A 20,833-nucleotide genomic window follows, 5' to 3' on the forward strand; every position below is an offset into this window, starting at 1 on the left:
GTGCGCCCTTTACTCAGAACGCGTAGCCGAGACCCAGCATCACGCCGTTCTGCACCTGGCCATCGCGGCGCTCGCCCACGTAGTCCACCATCACCGACAGGCGGTCACTGGCGCGACTGGTGACGCCCAGGTTCCAGGCCAGCACCTGCTCGCCCAGGGTCTGGCTGCTGCTGCCGAACACCAGGTCCGGGGCGGCGGCGAAGCCGGTGCTGTAGCGGGCCTGGGTGTCGCCCAGTTCCTTCTGCCAGACCACGCGCGCGCGCGGGGTGATGCGCTCGCCGTTGGCACGGTTGAAGGTCTTGAACAGCTGCAGGCCGGCACCCACGCGGATGCTTTCCAGGCTGTCGCCACGGCCGGCCAGTGCGCCCGCGCCCTGCCCTTCGTTGAAGCGGGTGGCCGAGGTGCGCGCGTAGTCCACCACCGGCAGCAGCGGCTGCACCACCAGCCCGTTGCCGGTGGTGAAGCTGAAGCCGTGCTCCAGGCGCGCGGAAATCGCATCGTTGTTGTACTTGGCGCGCAGCGAATCGTTCAGGCCGTCGATGCCCGCAATGCCGCGGCGGGTGTCGTGGCGCAGGTCGGTGTAGCGCACGGCGGCCGACAGGTAGCCACGCGCGTAGGTGGCATCGATGTAGCCACCGATATCCAGCGCGCGCACGTCACCGGTGAAGCCGGAACCGTCGCGCGCCTTGGTCGACATGTCTGCCGCCGCCACGCTCACGCCCAGGCTGACGCGGTCATCGGCCACGCGCGTATCGGCGCCCAGCACGATGCCGCCCACGGTGTGGCTCAGGCCGGCCACGCCGCCTTCGCCATCGATGCGGCCATGGCTGCCGAAGCCGCGGCCCCAGAAGCCGTGGTTGCGCGCACCGGCGCCGCTGTCAGTGCCGGCCACGGCCTGCGCGGCAGGCTCGACCAGATGCATGGCCAGCTGGTTGAACAGGCTGCCGCTGGCCATGCCGGGCTGCGCTGCAGCCGACTGTGCCGCCTGCGCTGCCAGGCCGCCGGCATCGCCGCTGCCGCTGCGCAGGCCGGCCTGGTGCTGCGTCACCACGCTGCCGATGCTGCCCAGCAGGGCGTTGTCGGCCAGACGCAGGGTGGCGTGCCCGTCACCACGCAGGGCACCGGCCTGCTGTGCGATGACATCGCGGTCGGCAAACTGCAGCGCACCCAGCAGCGACTTCAGGCGGGCATCCTGGCGGTCACCCGCCGCAGCCAGGGCAACGCCCAGGCTCTCGTTGCCGTTGCTGGCGGTCAGCTGTGCCAACTGGTCGAAGCCCGGGTTGGCGGTCAGCGACAGGCCGTCTTCGGTCTGGTTGATGTTGAAGCTGAGCAGCGAGTTGTGGCGCGGGCGGAAGACTTCGTTGTCGGTGATGCTGGCGCTGTAGCCCGTATCACCCAGGCGCACGGCATCGGCGAAACCGTCCTCGTAGATCGGCCCGGTGACCAGTTCGCGCTGGTAGTTGCCGGCATAGAAGCCCTGGGCGACGTTCAACTCCAGGTGCGCGCCGGGCGAGATCACCAGCGCGCCGTCGGTCTGCCCGCCGTCGAAGAAGGTGCCCACGCGCAGGCGGCCGGTATCGCTGCCACCGGCTTCGGTGACGTCGAACAGCACGTTGCCGCCCGGCATGATGTTGACGTAGCCGTGGGTGACCAGGTCGCCACCGCGCGGCATCAGGGTGCCGTACACGCGCAGGCGGTTGAAGCCGTCCTCGCGCAGCGACGGGCCGGTCGCGCCGAGCAGCGCGTCGGTATCGGTTTCCAGCGAGGCGATGTCGCCGTGGCCGACCACCATGCCACCGGGCATCACCCGCACTTCCGGTGCGCGCAGCGCGCCACCTTCCAGGGCGATGGTGCCGCCGTCGACCAGCATGAAATCGGCGCCGGTGGTGGCCGAGGTACGCCAGGTGCCGCCCTTGGCCACGCGGATCACGCCGGCCGAGTTGGCCAGCGCGGAGGCATCGAGTTCACCCAGGCGCAGCTTGCCCAGCAGCAGCTGCTGGATGCCCGGGTCATTGAGGTAGTCCTGCACCGAGGCATCGCCGATGCCGTTGGGGCCGTCGCTGGCGGCGTTGTAGATGCTGACCGCAAGGTTGATGTAGGTGGTGGCGTAGCCGGCGTCGTTCCAGCGCGAGAAGTCGTCCTCGACGAAGGCCTGCAGCTGGCGGGCAGTGGACATGTAGCCCGGGTTGATGTCACCGCTGACGTTGCCGGCGACGGTCAGGGTATCGCCGGGGTTGCGGTAACCGGCCTCGGTGATGATGTTGTTGCTGTAGATGTCCTGGCCCGGGAAGAGCTGCAGGTTGCGGCCGCTGCCATCGGGATCGAAGCTGACCGACGTGCCGTTGGTGCGGGTCGGGTCGCGGAACACCAGCAGGCCGTTGGGCGCCACCACTTCGTACATGGCCTTGTGCAGCAGGCCGGCATCCATGCCGCCGCCATAGTTGTCGGTGTAGATCTGGGTCATGCGCGGCGACGGCGCGTAGGTGATGCGGCCGCCGCTGCTGGCGGCGTGGATCTGCACCGAGTCGACCGTCGGCAGATCGCCCGCTAGGTAACGGTTGACGCCGCCGGACTGCATGATCGAGCACGACGAGATGCAATGCCCGGACACGATGGTGTCCAGGCCGTTGGTGCGGATGATGGCCTGCAGCCACTCACCGGCAATCAGCGCGCCACCGTTGGAGGTGCGCAGCACGACTTCGCGGATCGGCCGGCCTTCGGCCTGTGCCTTGGCCAGCAGGGCCGGCAGCGCGACCACGTCGGCGAAGGTGACGCCACCACTGAGGACGACGCGGTCGTCCTGCACGTGGTAGTTCATCGCCCCTGCGTTGCCGATCGCGCCCAGCGTTGCCATGCCCACCAGGCCGGCCAGGGCCAGGCTCAACTTCGAATGCTTCATTGCGGTCTCTCTCTCCAAACCCGCACCACGCGGGACGAAAGCAGAACGCCGCAGCGCGCCGATCTCCCCCAGTGCGTCGCGCACGAAAATCTGAATGCGTTCACATAACGCATTGGCATACGACACGGACTTCCCCCTTTGGTCATCGTCTTGTAAAACTCGATGACGCGTTCGTCGTTCGAGGCCCTTCCCCTGTCCGCCCCCTCCCCCCTGCCCCGTCGCGCGCCGGACCCGGCCGGGGTTCCGGATGCCTTCATCGCCTTCATCCGCGAGGAACGCGCGCCGCTGTGCGCTTTCCTGCGCATGCGCGGCGTCGGCCCGGATGATGCCGAGGACATTGCACAGGACAGCATGGAGCGGCTGATCCGCTACCGCGGGCACGGCACCGACGAACTGCGCCTGCTGCTGTACCGCATTGCCCGCAACCGCCTGGCCGACCGCGGGCGTTCGTCGCAGGCGCGCAGCCACCTGCCGCTCGGTGAACGCGATGGCAGCGAGGAGCCGCAGGGCACTTCTCCCGATCCACTGCGTCAGGCAGAATCCGGCCAGATGATCGCGCTGCTGCGACAGGCACTGTTCAAGCTTCCCGAACGTGCCCGCGAGGTGTACCTGCTCAACCGCATCACCGGGATGAGCTACGCACAGATCGCCCGGCACTGCGGCATCACCGCCAAGACGGTGGAAAAACACATCGCCCGTGCCCTCCAGGGCCTGCGCAAGGAGCTGGGCAGCAATCCTCTCCACACTGATGGAGATAGTGAGTGACCCGCGACGCCTACATGGATGACACGTTGCTGTTCGAGCGCGCAAGCGCCTGGGTAGCCCGGCTGGAAGCCCCCGACTGCACGTCGATCGAGCGCGAAGCGTTCGAGGACTGGCTGGCCGAGCACCCTTCCCACGTCAGCGCCTGGGCACAGGCCGAGACGCTGCACCAGCGCAGTGCCGGTTTGGCCGGTGACCCGTGGCTGCGCACCGCCGCTGCCCGTGCCGCCCGCGTGCCGGTACGCCGCTGGCTGCCTTCGGTGGCGGCAGCGGCCGGCGTCTGCCTGGCGGTGGGCATCGGCTGGATGGTCTTCACCGATGGCAACCCGGCGCCACAGATCTACGCCAATGCCAGCCACCAGCCGCAGGTTCGCACGCTGGCCGATGGCAGCGTCGCCACCCTCGATGCCGGCACCACGCTGAGCGCCCGCTTCGGCTGGCGCAAGCGCGAACTGGAACTGGAGCGTGGCCGCATGCAGCTGCAGGTGGCCGCCTCCTCGCGCGCGCTGCGGGTGCAGGCCGGCGGCAGCAGCATCCGCGATATCGGCACCACCTTCCAGGTCGAGCGGCTGACCGATGGCCGGGTGGAAGTGGCGCTGCTGGAAGGCGCCGTGGAAGTGACCAGCGGCAGCGCCCAGCACACGCTGGCCCCCGGCCAGCAGCTGCAGGTGTCGCCGTCCGGCCGCATCCAGCCCGGCCCGCAACTGTCCACCACCGCCGCCGCCGAAGCCTGGCCCGAGGGTCGGCTGGTGTTCGACGCCACGCCGCTGTCCACCGTGGTCGAACGCATGAACCGCTACGGCAGCACGCCGCTGGTGATTGCCGACCCGGACATCGCCGACCTGGCGGTGAGCGGCACCTTCCGTGCCGGCGATGCGCACGAACTGCTGTCTGCCCTGGAACTGGGGTGGTCGATCGCTGGCCAGCCGCGCAAGGATGGCGCGCTGGAACTGCGCCGCACCTACTGAGGCGGCGCGGATGCCCAGCCCCGGGGCACTGCGACAGGGCCTGATGGTCCTGCTGTGGCTTGCCCTGGCCGGCGCCACGGCCGCTGCAGATGCGCCCGCCACCGCACCCACCGAGTACCGCATCGCCGCCGGCCCACTGGTGCCGGCGCTGCAGCAGTGGGCCCGGCAAAGCGGCCAGGCGCTGGTGTTCGATGCACGCGAACTGGCCGATCTGCGCACCCCCGGCACGCAGGGGCCGCAGGAACCTGCCGCGGCACTGAAAGCGCTGGTGGCCGGCAAGCCGGTCAACATCCTGCGCACCCCCAGTGGTGGCTTCGTGCTGCGCCGCCATGCCGTGGCTGCGGCACCGCCTGCCCGGGTTGCTCCGTCCCCGGCCCCGCCACCGCGACCGCAGCGGCCGGCGCAGGTGGAACTGGCACCGATCCATGTCACCGGCAGCCGCCTGCCACGCAGCTCGGTGCAGACCACCCTGCCGGTGACGGTGATCGAACGCGAGGACATCCTGCGCAGCGGCTACGGCACGCTGTTCGATCTGCTGCGCCACCTGCCCGGCATGAACGGCCACCCGCCGCTGAGCACCTCGCGCGGCGGTGATTCGCTGTACCTGCCGGTGGGTGCCGCCGCCACCACCAGCCTGGACGGCATGGGCCCGCGCGCCACCCTGTTCCTGGTCAACGGCCGCCGCCTGCCGCGCTACCCGATGGTGTCGCTGGAGGAAGGTGGCCTGACCGACCTGGGCGGCATTCCGCTCAGTTTCGTCGAGCGCATCGAACTGGTGCGCGGGGGTGCATCGGCCATCTACGGTGCCGATGCGATGTCCGGCGTGGTCAACATCATCCTGCGCGACCAGGCCGACGGGCCGGAGGCCACCCTGCAGACCGGCGCCAGCAGCCGCGGCGACGGCGACCAGCACCGCGTGCAGGCCGCCAACGGTGGCGTGCGCGACAACGGTGACCGCTGGTTTGCCGGCCTCGATCTGCACCGCCTGCGCCACGTGGCCGGTGACCGCCGCCGCTGGCATGCCGACAGCGAGCTGTACCCGATCGGGCTGATCCTGGCCAACGGTGATTACTACCCCGCCAGCGAATGCCACGCGCCGCTGCAGGAGGAAGAGGATGGCTGCTGGTACGACAGCGTGCGCCCGCGTTCGCTGCAGCCAGCATCGGACACCGTGGCAGGCTACCTGCGCTACCGCCACGAGCGGGGCGATGGCCGCTATGCCTATGTCGAGGCGCGCGCCAGCCACAACCGCCAGCGATTCGAACTGGGGCCGACCGCAGTCGCACTGAACTTCAATCGCAACGCCCTGCTCAACGTGGTGCTGCAGGAGGGCGGCGAGGTGCAGCCGCGGGTGCGGGCCAGCGAAGGCGACCTGACCGTGGGCATCGGCCGCGACCAGAGCGGCCGCAGCTGGGAGGCCGGCCTGAGCGCGCAGCGCAGCCAGGTGGACCTGCGCACCGGAGGCGCCGTGCGCAGCGAACGGCTGCTGGAGGCTGCGCTCGCGCTGGACTTCCTGCCCGGTTTTTCCACGCTGCCACCGGGCCTGGCCGACGAACTGTTCCCCGACATCCGCAACCGCGGCCGTACCAGCCAGCTGCAGGGCTGGTGGGGCGTGCAGCGCGAACTGATGAACCTGCCCGGCGGCAAGGCGCAACTGGCCACCGGCATCGACCTGCGCCAGGAGCGCTGGACGTCGCTGCCCGATCCGCTGCTGGGCAAGGGCGAGCTGGCGCTGGGCCTGCCGCTGGAACAGCGCCGGCTGTCGCGGCCGAGCAGTGCGGCCTACGCCGAAGTCGGCCTGCCGCTGGCCTCGACGCTGCGCCTGGACCTGGCGGCACGGCTGGACCGCGATGATGGCGACAGCGCGTTCTCGCCGCGCGCCGGCCTGCGCTGGAGCCCCAGCCCGCACTGGTCGTTCCTGCTGGCCAGCGGCCGTGGTTTCCGCGCGCCCAGCCTGTTCGAGCGGCGGCGACCGCCGGCCTACTTCGGCCTGCTGGCGCTGCCCGCGTCGGACACCCTGCCGCCGTGCGCACTGCCGCTGCGCGGCGGTGGCTGCGCGGTGGAAGTGGATGTGGTGGAGAACGATGCACTGCGCGCAGAGACCTCGCGCAGCCATTCGCTGGCCGTCAGCTGGACGCCCGCCGACGCGTTCTCGCTGTCGCTGACCCACAACATCGTCGAGCTGCGCAACGAGATCCTCGCCCTGCAGCCAAGCGATGCACTGTGGAACCCCGACACGTGGGAACTGGATGAGCAGGGCCGCCTGCGTGACCTGCGCCTGTCGTTCGACAACATCGGCCGCACCACCTCGCGCAACTGGGTGCTGCGCGGCGAATACCGCATCGATGCCGGCCGCGATGGCCAGTGGTTGTTCTCGCTGGATGGCCTGAAGCAGCAGGAACTGCGCCGGGACCGCGCGCATGGCGAAGCGGTGGACCTGCGCGGCCACGCCACGCCCACGTTCGCCGGCATCGTCAATGTGCAGTGGCAGAATCCCTCGTGGGACATCGCCCTGCGTGGCAACCGCGTCGGCCGCACGCGTGCGTGGCTGGCCGGTGAGGACTGCCCGCGACAACAGCACGATGATCGCCGCTGCATGAACCCGGCACAGCTGCGCTGGAACCTGCACGTGGCGCGCAAGCTGAGCCCGCGCGTGGTGGCCGCGCTGGACGTGCACAACGTGCTGGACACCGCGCCAGTGAACTACCTGGTTGGCAGCGGCGGGCAGATGGCCGGGCTGGATGATCCGCTGGGCCGCTACTTCCTGCTGACCCTGCAGTTCCGCTGACCTGTTTTTGCAGCGCCGAGCCATGCTCGGCTGCCGCGTTTGTAGAGTCGAGCCATGCTCGACTGCTGTTGGCACAAGCAGTCGAGCATGGCTCGACTCTACAAAAGGCAAACCGCTTTCACGCATGCAGGGCTACAGTGGCCGCACACCCTTCTGGAGGCACGCCATGCGTCCCTCGATGTTCCAGGCCGGTGCGTCGCTGGCACTGGTGCTCAGCATCGCCAATGCAACAGCCGAAGAAACCGCCCGCGCCCCTGAGCCTCCCGACCAGCAACTCGCGCCGCTGTTCCAGCAGGTGCAGCGCGCTCACCTGTTTGCCGACCAGAAGACCTTCGCCGATGCCGTGCCGCATCAGCCGGCTGCGGCCGTGCTGGCCGACCGGCAGACCGCACAGCGGCAACCCGGCTACACGTTGCGCGATTTCGTCGCGACCCGCTTCACGGTACCGGGCGATGCGCCAGCCTACGTGCCACCCGCAGGGGAAACACTGCGCGCGCACATCGAAGGCCTGTGGCCGGTGCTGCAGCGGCACACCACCACCGTCGATCCGCACGGTTCGCTGCTGCCATTGCCGCACCCGTACGTGGTGCCCGGCGGCCGCTTCCGCGAGGTCTACTACTGGGACAGCTACTTCACCCTGCTCGGCCTCGCGTCCAGCCAACGCTGGCAGCAGGTGCGCGACATGGTCGACAATTTCGCCTGGCAGCTGGACCAGTACGGCCACATTCCCAACGGCAACCGCAGCTACTACCTCAGCCGTTCGCAGCCGCCGTTCTTCAGCCTGATGGTGGAACTGCTGGCCCGCCACGAAGGTGACGATGCATACCGGCGCTACCTGCCGCAGCTGCGCATCGAACACGCGTTCTGGATGCACGGCGCCGAGGGCCTTGCACCGGGCCAGGCGCGCGAACGCGTGGTGCGATTGGCCGATGGCCAACTGTTGAACCGCTACTGGGATGCGCGTGCGGTGCCGCGCACCGAATCGTGGACGGATGACCTGGCGACCGCGGCGCAGGCATCGCAGCGACCGCCATCGCAGGTCTACCGCGATCTGCGCGCCGGTGCCGAATCCGGCTGGGATTTCAGCTCGCGCTGGCTGGATGACCCGGGGCAGCTGTCCAGCATCCGCACGACCGCCATCGTGCCGGTGGATCTGAACAGTCTGCTGTTCCAGCTGGAACAGACGTTGGCACGTGCCAGCACAGCATCAGGCGCGCGTGACGATGCACGCCATTACCAGCAGTTGGCGGCCTCGCGCCGCGCGGCCATCAATACGCAGTTGTGGGACGCGCGCCAGGGCTACTACGTCGACCGCGACCTGGACAGCGGCCAGCAACGCCCTGCCCTCACCGCCGCAGCGCTGTTCCCGCTATGGCTGAAGATCGCCGATGCAGCACAGGCGCGGCGCACCGCCGATGCCGTGGAAGCCGGCCTGCTGCGCTCAGGCGGCCTGCTGACGACGCAGCACGATACCGGGCAGCAATGGGACGCCCCGAACGGCTGGGCGCCGCTGCAGTGGGTGGCCGTGGATGGGCTGCAGCAGTACGGCCAGCAGGCGCTGGCGCGGACGCTGGGCGTGCGCTTCCTGCGCACGGTGCAATCGGTCTATGACCGCGACGGCAAGCTGGTGGAGAAGTACGTGGTGGATGGCTCGGCCAGCGGCGGCGGTGGCGGTGAATACCCGCTGCAGGATGGTTTCGGCTGGAGCAACGGCGTGACCTTGGCCCTGCTTGATCGCCTGTGCGCACCGGAGCGCACCTGCGAAAGCGCGACCGACGTCGAATGAGCGCGTTGTAGAGCCGAGCCGTGCTCGGCTGCGCTTTTGTAGAGTCGAGCTTGCTCGACTGCTGTTGGCAGAAGCAGTCGAGCATGGCTCGACTCTACAAAGGGCAAAGTCGAGCAAGCTCGACTCTACAAAGGCCGCCTGCCCACCGAACGGGCGATGGCGTACTGCGCGGCATAGTACGTGGACAGCACCAGCAGACTGGCCAGCGGCAGGCCGCCAGCGAAACGGTCCCAGGCCAGCAGTGAATCGCTGGCGACGAACAGCACGGCGCCGATCGCGGCCCATCGTGCGCTGCACGATTCCGGAGCTGCCGGCTGCGGCCGCGCCCACGCGCGTGCCAGCGCCAGCACCGCCATCGCGGCAAGCACCACCACGTAGGCGAGCACCGGAACTCGCATCGGCGCCGGCAGGTGCGGCCACAGGCCCAGCACGTTGAGCGTGGCGAACGCGCCCAGCAGCACGAACGCACCCCACAACCCAGCGCCCGCACGCAGGCCAGCACGGAAGGCCACGATGTAGCAGACGTGGGCCAGCAGGAATGCCACCAGCCCCGGAACGAACGCATCCACCGGCAGCATCAGTGCGATATCGCCCACGCAGGACAGCAGCATGCCGGCCAGCACCGCGTGCCGGTACGACGGCGATGCCGCCGGTCGTGCCTGCCAGGCGATGGCTGCGATCAGCAGCGTGGTTGCCGGCTTGGCAAGCCAGTGCAGCCAACGGCCATCACCGTGCAGGAAGGCGCCGACGATGGCCAGGATCGCTGCCAGCAGGACCAGGCCTTCGCGGCGCCACGACATCATCGTGCCTTCCACAGCTCGGCAAGACGGTCCGGCTTGCCGGCGATGCGTTCCAGCACCGGGTACTGCAGGCCACCGTGGTAGTCGATGTTCATCGTGTCGATGCGGTCGAACTGCTTGACCAGCAGCACGATGGGCGCCTTGTCCTTGCCTGCGGAGGACACCGCATCCTTCAGGCGTTCGCTGCTGTACTCGCGTCCACCGACGGCAATCACCTTCATGCCCGGTGCCAGGCCCGCGTTGAAGGCCGGGCTGTCCCAGATCACATCACCAACCACGCCGGTGTCGAGCACGGTGGCACCCAGCGAATACGCCAGCAGGGCCGCCTTGGCGCGCTTTTCCTGCGCCTTGTAGGCCTCGTTGGGCGTATCGCGGTAGGCCAGCTTCCAGCCGGCCAGTTCCAGGCCACCGGTCAGCGAGCCGTGGCCGTCCAGGCGCTGACGCAGGAAGCTGGCCCAGTCATACGGGGCGATGCCGTTGAGGGTCGCCACCACGTCCTCGAAGGTATACGGCTTGACGTTCCAGTCGCCATTGCCGACGCCGAAGAACGCGCGCGCGAAATCATCCAGGCTGCGGCGGTTGCCGCTCAGGTCGCGCAGCTTGCCTTCCACTTCCAGCCACAGCATCTGCCCGCCGGAGTAGTAGTCCTCGCTCATCTGGTAGTTGCGGTAGGCCAGCCCGCGGCGCTGCGCGATGGTGGGATCGTTGGTGGTGTCCTGCAGCGCGCGCCAGGCCAGGCCGGGGCGGCCCCGGTCATAGGTGGCCGCCACATTGGCCAGCGTGTCGCGGGTCTGCTCGGCCGACCACAGGCCCGAGCGCGCGGCCAGCACCTGGCCCCAGAACTGGGTCTGGCCCTCGTACACCCACAGCAGGCTGTCGCCCATCGGCACGTTGAAATTGGCGGTGGCCAGGTCCGCGCCGCGGCGGTACTTGCCGTTCCAGGAATGGGTGTACTCGTGCGGCAGCAGATCGCGCATCCACGCGTTGCTGTCCCACTCGGTGAAATAGCCGGGCGCGGCGCTGTTCTCGCTGGAGCGATGGTGCTCCAGGCCGATGCCGCCGAGACGATCGGTCAGCGCCAGCAGGAATTCGTAATGGTCATAGTGGCGCGCGCCGTACAGCTTGTCGGCCTGCTGCACCAGCGCACGGTGCAGCTTGATCTGCGCGTCGGTCGGCTTCAGCGACTTGGCATCGTCGGCAAACACGTTGAGGTGCACCGGCACTTTCGCGCCCGGGTCGAGGTCGATGCGCTGGTGGTGCTCACCGGCAAACAGCGGCGAGTCGACCAGGTGGTCGTAGGAGATGGGCTTGAACACCACGGTATCGCCGTCGCGGCGCGCCGTTTCCAGTGCGGTGGCGTAGCCCCAGCCCTTGGGGAGGGTGACGCTGGCCTGCGCCTGCAGGTTGCGCGCGTCGACGCCGGCCGGGTACAGCGAATTGGCGTTCCACTGCAGGTTGAGCATTTCCGGGGTCATCACCACCCGGCCCTGGCTGCCGCCCTGCGAGGACAGGAAATCGAAGTGGGCGACGATCTCGCTGACACCTTCGGGCACGTCGACCTTGAATGCGTAGACGTTGAACTGGTCGCGCTGCCACGCCAGCGGCTTGCCATTGGCGGTGACGCGCAGGCCGGCCAGCTTGTCGATCGGGCCGGTGGGCGAATGGTTGCCGGGAATCCACTGCGGGTATAGCAGCGTGACCGGACCGGGCTTGACCGGCACGGTGGCGGTCACCTTGAAGATGCGACGAGCCAGGTCGCGCGCATCCACATCGATGCGCAGCAGGCCGGGGGCCGCGGCATCGCCCGGCGGCGAGGTCTGCGCCAGCGCGGGCGTGGCAGCCAGCGCGAACAGCACGGACATCACCAGGGCACGGGTCTTCATCAGGCAGGTTCCAGCAGCGGTAGAACCTTCGATGCTAGGCCTGTGTGGTGCGTGGCCCCATGGCCAAAGGTCATGGACGCGCGCCTATCCACGCATGGCGTGGATCTACCGGGGATGCGATGTGCCGATCGTGGCGGGTAGATCCACGCCATGCGTGGATGACGCGATGCGATGCCCCGGCTGGATGCGGTAGATCCACGCCATGCGTGGATGACACACACCCGGTAGCGCCGGGCCACGCCCGGCGAACGCCCTGCCCGGTCAGTCGACCAGGCGCAGGCGCAGTTCCTTCGGCAGCGCGAACACCATCGATTCCGGCTCGCCGTCCAGCTCGCCGACGCCGTTGGCGCCGAGCTCGGCCAGGCGGGCCAGCACGCCATCCACCAGCACCTGCGGTGCCGAGGCACCGGCAGTCACGCCGATGTGCTGCTTGCCTTCCACCCAGCGCGGGTCGATCTCGTGCGCGCCGTCGATCAGGTAGCTCTCCACGCCTTCGCGGCGGGCCAGCTCACTCAGGCGGTTGGAATTGGAGCTGTTCGGCGAACCCACCACCAGCACCAGGTCGCAGCGCTTGGCCAGGTCGCGCACGGCGTCCTGGCGGTTCTGCGTGGCGTAGCAGATGTCGTCGTTCTTCGGGCCCTGCATCTCCGGGAACCGCTCGCGCAGTGCATCGATGATGCCGCGCGTGTCATCCACCGACAGCGTGGTCTGGGTGGTGTAGGCGAAGTTCGTCGGCTGGTTGATCACCAGCGTGGCAACCTGCTCCACGTCCTCGACCAGGTAGATCTGGCCGACACCGGCTTCGCGGTTCCACTGGCCCATCGTGCCTTCCACTTCGGGATGGCCGGCGTGGCCGATCAGCACCACGTCACGGCCGGCACGGCAGTGGCGGGCCACTTCGAAGTGGACCTTGGTCACCAGCGGGCAGGTGGCGTCGAACACCTTCAGGCCACGGCGATCAGCTTCCTGGCGCACGGCCTGGGAGACGCCGTGCGCGCTGAAGATGACCGTGTTGTTGTCCGGCACTTCATCGAGTTCTTCGACGAAGATCGCGCCCCGCTGCTTCAGGTCGTCGACCACGAAGCGGTTGTGCACCACTTCATGGCGGACATAGATGGGCGCGCCCAGCGTTTCGATCGCGCGCTTGACGATCTCGATCGCACGATCGACACCGGCACAGAAACCACGCGGGTTGGCGAGCAGCACATCCATCAGTTCAGTCTCCCGGCAGCGGCCGGCTTACGGTTTCGGGGAGGCATTATCCGCCTTTTTGGCGGACTTGCCGTCGAACAGGCCAAACAGGGCGATGCCCACGGCACCGACCACGATGGCCGAATCGGCCACGTTGAACGCCGGCCAGACGTGGTCACCGATATACCACTGGATGAAATCGACCACGTGACCGTGCACCTGGCGGTCGATCACGTTGCCGATGGCACCACCGATGATCAGCGCGTACGGCACCGCCGCCTTCCAGTTGCCGCGGGCGGTGGCACGCAGCCACCACGCCATCAGCGCGCTGATGGCGATCGCCAGCACGGTGAAGAAGTGCTTCTGCCAGCCGCCTGCGTCGCTCAGGAAACTGAACGCCGCACCGGTGTTGTAGGTGCGGTACCAGTTCCAGAAGCCGTCGATGACCACCACCGGCTGGAACTCCGGCAGGCTCGACAGCACCCAGGCCTTGGACCACTGGTCCAGGCCGATGATGGCGGCCGACAGCAGCAGCCAGATGAGTGCATTCGGATGCGGACGGGGCGCGGCCATCAGAACCAGCTCCGCACTTCACCGGCACCGGTGATGTTGCCGGCGCAGCGGCCGCACAGTTCCGGGTGGTCGGCGTTGCTGCCGACGTCGGCGCGGTGGTGCCAGCAGCGCACGCACTTGGTCTTCTGGGTCGGCTGGGCGCTGACGAACACCTCGTCGGTGGTCGCCGGGCGCACCTGCACGTCGCCGCTGATGAACAGGAAACGCAGTTCATCGGCCAGCGGCTGCCACTTCGCGGCCTGCTCTTCGCTGGCGGCAATGGTGATCTCCGCTTCCAGCGCGGCACCGATGGCACCGTTGGCGCGCATCGGCTCGAGCACCTTGGCCACCTGCTCGCGCACGGCCAGCAGCTGGTCGAAATCAGCGGCGTTGAGCTGGGCATCGGCCGGCAGCGGCGCCAGGCCGTCGTACCAGGTGGTGAACAGCACGTGCCCGGCGCGCTCGCCCGGCAGGTAACCCCACAGCTCGTCGGCGGTGAAGGTCAGGATCGGCGCGATCCAGCGGGTGAACGCTTCGGCGATGTGGTACATCGCGCTCTGTGCCGAACGACGACCGTGCGAATCGGTCGGCATCGTGTACAGGCGGTCCTTGGTCACGTCCAGGTACAGCGAACCCAGGTCCACGCTGCAGAAGTTCAGCAGCAGCTGGACGATCTCGGCCATGTTGTAGCTGTCGAACGCAGCCTTGATCTTTTCCTGCAGTTCCCAGGCGCGGTGCACGATCCAGCGGTCCAGCGCGACCATCTCATTCAGCGGGCGCAGGTGCTGGGCCGGATCGAAACCGTCCAGGTTGCCCAGCAGGAAGCGCGCGGTGTTGCGCAGGCGGCGGTAGGCATCGGCGTTGCGCTTGAGGATTTCCTGCGACAGCGACATTTCGTTGCTGTAGTCGGCCGAGGCGATCCACAGGCGCAGGATGTCCGCGCCCAGCTTGTTCATGATGTCCTGCGGCTCGATGCCGTTGCCCAGCGACTTGGACATCTTGCGGCCGTGCTCGTCCACGGTGAAGCCGTGGGTGAGGCACTGCTTGTACGGCGCGCGCTGGTCGATGGCCACGCCGGTCAGCAGCGAGGACTGGAACCAGCCACGGTGCTGGTCCGAACCTTCCAGGTACAGGTCGGCCGGCTTGCCGAAGCCACGCGCGGCCAGCACGCCTTCATGGGTGACGCCCGAATCGAACCAGACGTCGAGGATGTCGGTGACCTTCTCGTAGTCGGCCGCTTCGGCGCCCAGCAGTTCTGCGGCGTCCAGCGAGTACCACACGTCGATGCCCTCGGCTTCGACGCGGTCGGCGACCTGCTGCATCAGCTCCACCGTGCGCGGGTGGATCTCGCCGGTCTGGCGATGGGTGAACAGTGCGATCGGCACGCCCCAGGTGCGCTGGCGCGAGATGGTCCAGTCCGGGCGGCCGTCGACCATGCTCTGGATGCGCGCCTTGCCCCAGCTCGGGAACCAGCCCACGGTATCGATGGCGGCCAGCGCATCATTGCGCAGGTTGGCCTTGTCCATCGAGATGAACCACTGCGGGGTGGCGCGGAACACCACCGGCGTTTTGTGGCGCCAGCAGTGCGGGTAGCTGTGGCGGATCGGGTGGAAGGCCAGCAGCGAACCGTTCTCGCGCAGCACGCCGACGATGGCGTCCTGCGCCTTCCACAGGTGCTGGCCAGCCAGCACCACGTCACCGGCCGGCGGGGTCGATTCCAGGTACACGCCACGGCCGTCAATCGGGGTCACCTGGCCGGCGTTGTACTTGTCCAGCAGGCCGTACTTCTGGCTGACCACGTAGTCTTCCTGGCCGTGGCCGGGGGCAGTGTGCACCGCACCGGTACCGTCCTCGTCGGACACGTGCTCGCCGTTGAGCACCAGGATCTCGCGCTCCGGGTAGAACGGGTGCGCCAGCAGCTGGTTTTCCAGCGCCGCGCCGGTGGTTTCACCGTGCAGCACCACGTTTTCGACGCCATAGCGCTGCAGCGCGCGCTCGGCCAGGGCGGCGGCCAGCACCAGCCAACGGCGCTTGCCGTTGTGCGCGGGGCCTTCGGCCAGCACGTAGCGGATCTCCGCGCCCAGCGACACGGCCAGCGAAGCCGGCAGCGTCCACGGGGTGGTGGTCCAGATCGGCACGGCCACTTCGACGTCGCCCGGCAGGCTCACGCCGAAGGCCTGGGCCACGGCCTGCGCATCGCGCGCGGCGTAGGCCACGTCGATCGCCGGCGATTCCTTTTCCTGGTATTCGATTTCCGCCTCGGCCAGCGCCGAACCACAGTCGAAGCACCAGTAGACCGGCTTGGCGCCACGCACCAGGTGGCCGTTGGCCACGACCTTGGCCAGCGCACGGATCTCGTTGGCTTCGAAATCGAAGCTCAGGGTCTTGTACGGGTTGTCCCAGTCACCGGTCACGCCCAGGCGCTTGAAATCGGCGCGTTGGATGTTGATCTGCTCTTCGGCGAACTCGCGGCACTTCTGCCGGAACTCGACGGCGTCGAGCTTCACGCCGACCTTGCCCCACTTCTTTTCCACCGCGATCTCGATCGGCAGGCCATGGCAATCCCAGCCCGGCACGTAGGGCGCATCGAAGCCGGCCAGGTAGCGCGACTTGACGATGATGTCCTTGAGGATCTTGTTGACCGCGTGGCCCAGGTGGATGCGGCCGTTGGCGTACGGCGGGCCGTCGTGCAGCACGAACAGCGGGCGGCCGGCGGCGTTGTCACGCAGCTGCTGGTAGAGCCCCTGCTCTTCCCACCGCGCCAGAATGCCCGGCTCGCGCTTGGGCAGGTCGCCGCGCATCGGGAATTCGGTGGCTGGCAGGTTCAGGGTGGTCTTGTAGTCCTGGCTCACGCAGTGGCTCGCAATCTATGTTCGGAAAGGATGGTGCGCGCCTGGTCGGCGTCGCGGTGCATCTGGTCGGTCAGTGCCGCCAGATCATTGAATTTTTCTTCGTCACGCAGCTTGGCGACGAATTCCACGTCGATGTGCCGACCGTACAGGTCGCCCTGGAAATCGAACAGGTGGGCTTCCAGCAGCGGTTCCACGCCGTCCACCGTCGGCCGCGTGCCGAAGCTGGACACCGAGGGCCACGGCTGGTCGAACACCCCGTGCACCCAGGTGGCGTAGATACCCGACAGCGCCGGCGTCTTCGGGAAGCGCAGGTTGGCGGTGGGGAAGCCCAGCGTGCGGCCGAGCTGGCGCCCACGCACCACCCGCCCGCTGATCGCATAGGGGCGGCCGAGCAGATCGTTGGCATGGGTGAAATCGCCCGCCTGCAGCAGCTGGCGGATGCGGGTGCTGGAAATGCGCTCGCCGTGCAGGTCGACGGCTTCGATCTCGCCGGCGGTGAAGCCGAGCTCGCCGCCCATTGCCTGCAGCAGGGCCAGGTCGCCGCGGCGGCGGTTGCCGAAGCAGAACTCCGGGCCGATCCATACTTCGCGCGCGCCCAGGCGCTGCGCCAGCAGCTTATGAACGAAGTCTTCGGCCGGCATGGCGGCCATCGCCGCGTCGAAACGCAGCAGGCCGATCGCATCCACGCCCAGTTCGCGCAGGATCTCGACCTTGCTGCGGGCCAGGGTCAGCCGCGGCGGCGGCGTGCCCTGGGCAAAGAATTCACGCGGCAGCGGCTCGAACGCCACGGCCACCGCGGCCACGCCCAAGGCGCGCGCGCGGGCGACCGCGTGGCGGACCAGCGCACGATGCCCCAGGTGGAGGCCGTCGAATGCACCGATACAGACCACGCTTCCGTTGGGGAACAGCTCCCCGCCCTCGACGCTTCTGAACAGCCTGCTCATCAACTCTCGTTCCGGCCCACCCGGGGCCGCCGCTTCAATGGTGTAACCCTGAAGTATAGCCGCCGTGGGCCACGATCAATGCCCGCGCAGGTCGCGGGGGCGGAAGCCCATCGCCACCATGGCCACCCCGTAGGTGGCGCCGCCGCCGCCGACCAGCAGCGCCAGGGCGCCGATCCGCTCCCACACGCCCATGGCCGAGAAGGCCGGCAGCCAGTGCAGCAGGGCCAGCAGCACGCCGACCATGGCCACGCAGGCCACCAGCAGGCGCACCAGGTAGCCGCCCCAGCCCGGCCGGCGCTGGTAGACATCGGTCTTGCCCAGCCAGTACCAGAGCAGGCCCAGGTTCAGGTAGCTGGACAGCGCGCTGGCAATGCCCAGTGCCAGATGCAGGCCCGGCTGCTTGCCGATGGCCGCCATCACGCCCTGCGCCTTCAGCTCGTCGGGCACCATCACCTGGTACAGCACGGCCAGCAGGGCGAAGTTGAACACCATGTTGGCCACCAGCGCAGCCACACCCGCGCGTACCGGGGTCCTGGTGTCCTGGCGGGCATAGAACGCCGGCAGCACCACCTTCAACAGGGCGAATGCCGGCAGGCCGAAGCTCAGGCCGTACACCGACAGCGCGGTCATGCGGGTATCGAAGGCGCTGAACTGGCCGTGCTGGAAAATGGTGGCGATCAGCGGCTCGGCCAGGAACAGCAGCCCCAGCATGGCCGGCACCGAAATCAGCAGGGTCATCCGCAGGCCCCAGTCCAGCGAGCGCGAGAAGCCCTCACGGTCGGTACTGACGTGGTGGCGGGCCAGCGCCGGCAGGATGACCGTGCCCAGGGCCACGCCGAACACGCCCAGCGGCAGCTCCAGGAAGCGGTCGGCCAGCGACAGCCACGACTGCGAGCCATCGGTCAGCTTGGCGGCGATGACCGTATCCAGCAGCAGGTTGATCTGCGCCACCGACGAGCCGAACAGGGTCGGCACCATCAGCGTCATCACCTTGCGCACGCCCGGGTGGTGCCAGCCCCAGCGGGGCAGGGTCAGCAGGTTGATGCCCTTCAGCGAGGGCAGCTGGAACAGCAGCTGCAGGATGCCGGCGGCCAGTACCGCCCAGCCCAGCGCCAGGATCTGCTTTTCCGGGGTGCCGCCCAGCCGCGGCGCCAGCCACAGCGCGCCGGCGATCATGCACAGGTTGAGGATGACCGGGGTCAGCGCCGGCATGGCGAAGCGCTGGAAGCTGTTGAGCGCGCCACCGGCCAGGGCGGTGAGCGAGACGAACAGCAGGAACGGGAAGGTCAGGCGGAACAGGTCGACCAGCAGGCCCTGCTTGACCGGGTCGGTATCAACGCCGCTTGAGAAGACCGAGGCCAGCTGCGGCGCGAAGATCAGCGCCACGGCGGTCACCAGCATCAGGATGCCGCCCAGGGTGCCGGCCGTGCGCGCCATCAGTTCGCGCAGTTCGGCGTGGCTGCGGGTCTCTTTCACTTCCGTGAACACCGGCACGAAAGCGGTCGCGAACGAGCCCTCGGCGAACAAACGGCGCAGGAAATTGGGTACCCTGAAGGCGACCCAGAAAGCATCAGTGATGGCGTTGGTGCCGAACGTGGTGGTCACCACGAAGTCCCGGACAAGTCCGAGAACGCGCGAGACCATGGTCATGCTACTGAACGACAGCAGGCCCCGCAACAACTTGGGTGAACTCACTCAGCGTCCCTCTTGACAATCGACTTGACGTGCATTTCTTACGCCATCATACTAGCTAGCTTGCTGTTCCCATAACACCGATTTTTTCAGGAAACCACCACCGTGGCCAATATCAAGTCCGCCAAGAAGCGCGCCAAGCAGACCGTCGTGCGCAACGCGCGCAACGTGGCTCAGCGCTCGATGCTGCGCACCGCTGTCAAGAAAGTGATCAAGGCGCTGGACGCCAACGATGCCGCCGGCGCCCAAGCCGCCTTCGCCGTTGCCCAGCCGATCCTGGATCGTTTCAGCGCGCGTGGCCTGATCCACAAGAACAAGGCTGCTCGCCACAAGAGCCGCCTGAACGACCGTATCAAGGCCCTGCAGGCCGCCTGATCCGGCGTTGCCGCCCTGCCCTTCGGGGCCGGGCAGCAGACAAAAGCCCGGCCCCGGCCGGGTTTTTTGTTGCCCGCGATTTGGTAGTGCCGGCCGCTGGCCGGCAACCCCAGTAAATTGCCGGCCAGCGGCCGGCGCTACCGGAAAATGAAAAACCCGGCCGAAGCCGGGTTTTTCGTGTGGAACCACAACACCATTACAGCGCGTTGCGGGCTTCCAGTTCGTCTTCCTTCTGGCGATCGAAGAACGCCATGACCCGGCTCATGATCGGGAAGGTGCCTTCGCGGCCCAGCGCCGACACCAGGAACCACGGCTCCTTCCAGCCCAGCTCGGCGACGATCTGCTCGGCCGCGGCCTTGGCCTCGTCCTCGAACATCAGGTCGGCCTTGTTCAGCACCAGCCAGCGCGGCTTCTGCAGCAGCTCCGGGTCGTGCTTTTCCAGTTCGCGCTCGATGGCACGCACCTGCTCTACCGGCGAAATGCCTTCCACGCCACCTTCCATGGGGGAGATATCCACCAGGTGCAGCAGCAGGCGGGTGCGCTGCAGGTGGCGCAGGAACTGCGCGCCCAGGCCGGCACCGTCGGCCGCGCCCTCGATCAGACCCGGAATATCGGCGATGACGAAGCTGCGGTAGTTTTCCACCTTCACCACACCCAGGTTCGGGTACAGCGTGGTGAACGGGTAATCGGCCACCTTAGGCGTTGCCGCCGAAACGGCACGGATCAGGGTGCTCTTGCCGGCGTTGGGGAAGCCCAGCAGACCGACGTCGGCCAGCAGCTTCAGCTCCAGCTTCAGCGTGCGCTCTTCGCCCGGCTCGCCCGGCAGCGCCTGGCGCGGCGAGCGGTTGGTCGAGCTCTTGAAGTGCATGTTGCCCAGGCCACCACGGCCACCCTGTGCCACCAGCAGGCGGTCGCCATGCTGGGTCAGGTCGCCGATGATTTCGTCGGTGGCCACGTTGATGATCACGGTGCCGACCGGCACGGTGATGGTCAGGTCTTCGCCGCCCTTGCCATAGGCCTGGCGGCCCATGCCGTTCTCGCCGCGCTGCGCCTTGAAGATGCGGTCATGGCGGAAGTCGACCAGGGTGTTCAGGTTTTCGTCGGCGCGGATGTACACGCTGCCGCCCGCACCGCCGTCGCCGCCGTCCGGGCCGCCGAGCGGAATGAACTTCTCGCGACGGAAGCCAATGCAGCCGTTGCCGCCGTTGCCGGCGAACACTTCGATTTCTGCTTCGTCTACCAGTTTCATTGTTTCGATGCCTGCGATGGGCGCGGCCTGCGTGCCGCCGCCTTGCTTGAATGTCGGGCCGTGCCCGTTGTACCACTGATTCCAACGAAAAG

Annotated in this window: 14 protein-coding genes; 5 read left to right on the forward strand and 9 right to left on the reverse strand. The window is 68.1% G+C overall.

The window, feature by feature from the left end; all coding sequences use genetic code 11:
- Positions 1-13: 13 nt before the first annotated feature.
- The gene (locus tag C1926_RS17960) at positions 14-2,899 is read right to left on the reverse strand and encodes an autotransporter domain-containing protein (RefSeq protein WP_108760135.1); all 2,886 of its coding nucleotides are present in this window, start codon (positions 2,897-2,899) and stop codon (positions 14-16) included.
- A 162-nt stretch (positions 2,900-3,061) separates the two neighbouring features.
- Here C1926_RS17960 and C1926_RS17965 point away from each other — a divergent pair, with 162 nt between their 5' ends.
- The 4 genes from C1926_RS17965 (at position 3,062) to treA (ending at position 9,203) form a co-directional block, all read left to right on the forward strand.
- Entirely contained in the window at positions 3,062-3,664 is a 603-nt protein-coding gene (locus C1926_RS17965; protein ID WP_174214103.1) for a sigma-70 family RNA polymerase sigma factor, read from the forward strand.
- Positions 3,661-4,629, forward strand: coding sequence for a FecR domain-containing protein (locus tag C1926_RS17970; RefSeq protein WP_108760136.1), 969 nt, complete (start codon positions 3,661-3,663; stop codon positions 4,627-4,629). The genes C1926_RS17965 and C1926_RS17970 overlap by 4 nt, the downstream gene beginning before the upstream one ends.
- 10 nt (positions 4,630-4,639) lie before the next feature.
- Positions 4,640-7,417 (forward strand): TonB-dependent receptor, encoded by a 2,778-nt coding sequence (locus tag C1926_RS17975; RefSeq protein ID WP_108760137.1) that lies wholly within the window; start codon positions 4,640-4,642, stop codon positions 7,415-7,417.
- Between the two features lie 166 nt (positions 7,418-7,583).
- On the forward strand, positions 7,584-9,203 hold the full coding sequence (gene treA / locus C1926_RS17980) for an alpha,alpha-trehalase TreA (RefSeq protein ID WP_108760138.1): 1,620 nt from the start codon (positions 7,584-7,586) through the stop codon (positions 9,201-9,203).
- 125 nt (positions 9,204-9,328) lie between these two features.
- Here the strand turns inward: treA and C1926_RS17985 are convergent, their stop codons facing one another.
- The 7 genes from C1926_RS17985 to murJ form a co-directional block, all read right to left on the reverse strand.
- Positions 9,329-10,006 carry a lysoplasmalogenase gene (locus C1926_RS17985; protein ID WP_108760139.1) on the reverse strand — a complete coding sequence of 226 codons (678 nt, stop codon included), beginning with the start codon at positions 10,004-10,006 and terminating at the stop codon, positions 9,329-9,331.
- Positions 10,003-11,886 carry a M61 family metallopeptidase gene (locus C1926_RS17990; protein WP_108760140.1) on the reverse strand — a complete coding sequence of 628 codons (1,884 nt, stop codon included), beginning with the start codon at positions 11,884-11,886 and terminating at the stop codon, positions 10,003-10,005. Before C1926_RS17990 ends, C1926_RS17985 begins: the two co-directional genes overlap by 4 nt.
- A gap of 261 nt (positions 11,887-12,147) precedes the next feature.
- Positions 12,148-13,098 carry a 4-hydroxy-3-methylbut-2-enyl diphosphate reductase gene (gene ispH / locus C1926_RS17995; protein WP_108760141.1) on the reverse strand — a complete coding sequence of 317 codons (951 nt, stop codon included), beginning with the start codon at positions 13,096-13,098 and terminating at the stop codon, positions 12,148-12,150.
- A 27-nt stretch (positions 13,099-13,125) separates the two neighbouring features.
- Positions 13,126-13,650 (reverse strand): signal peptidase II, encoded by a 525-nt coding sequence (gene lspA / locus C1926_RS18000; RefSeq protein WP_108760142.1) that lies wholly within the window; start codon positions 13,648-13,650, stop codon positions 13,126-13,128.
- Positions 13,650-16,481 carry an isoleucine--tRNA ligase gene (gene ileS / locus C1926_RS18005; protein WP_108760143.1) on the reverse strand — a complete coding sequence of 944 codons (2,832 nt, stop codon included), beginning with the start codon at positions 16,479-16,481 and terminating at the stop codon, positions 13,650-13,652. Before ileS ends, lspA begins: the two co-directional genes overlap by 1 nt.
- Complete coding sequence (locus C1926_RS18010) at positions 16,478-17,425, reverse strand: bifunctional riboflavin kinase/FAD synthetase (RefSeq protein ID WP_079221073.1); 948 nt, start codon at positions 17,423-17,425, stop codon at positions 16,478-16,480. Before C1926_RS18010 ends, ileS begins: the two co-directional genes overlap by 4 nt.
- Positions 17,426-17,500: 75 nt before the next feature.
- Positions 17,501-19,105, reverse strand: a complete 1,605-nt coding sequence (gene murJ, locus C1926_RS18015; RefSeq protein WP_108760144.1) for a murein biosynthesis integral membrane protein MurJ — start codon at positions 19,103-19,105, stop codon at positions 17,501-17,503.
- Between the two features lie 117 nt (positions 19,106-19,222).
- On the opposite strand from murJ, the gene rpsT reads away from it, so the two are divergent.
- Positions 19,223-19,492 (forward strand): 30S ribosomal protein S20, encoded by a 270-nt coding sequence (gene rpsT / locus C1926_RS18020; protein WP_025873851.1) that lies wholly within the window; start codon positions 19,223-19,225, stop codon positions 19,490-19,492.
- A gap of 196 nt (positions 19,493-19,688) precedes the next feature.
- Here rpsT and cgtA read toward each other — a convergent pair whose 3' ends face one another.
- On the reverse strand, positions 19,689-20,741 hold the full coding sequence (cgtA, locus tag C1926_RS18025; RefSeq protein WP_079221070.1) for an Obg family GTPase CgtA: 1,053 nt from the start codon (positions 20,739-20,741) through the stop codon (positions 19,689-19,691).
- Positions 20,742-20,833 lie beyond the last annotated feature (92 nt).

Origin of the sequence: Stenotrophomonas sp. ZAC14A_NAIMI4_1 (assembly GCF_003086915.1) — a bacterium.
Taxonomy (GTDB): domain Bacteria; phylum Pseudomonadota; class Gammaproteobacteria; order Xanthomonadales; family Xanthomonadaceae; genus Stenotrophomonas.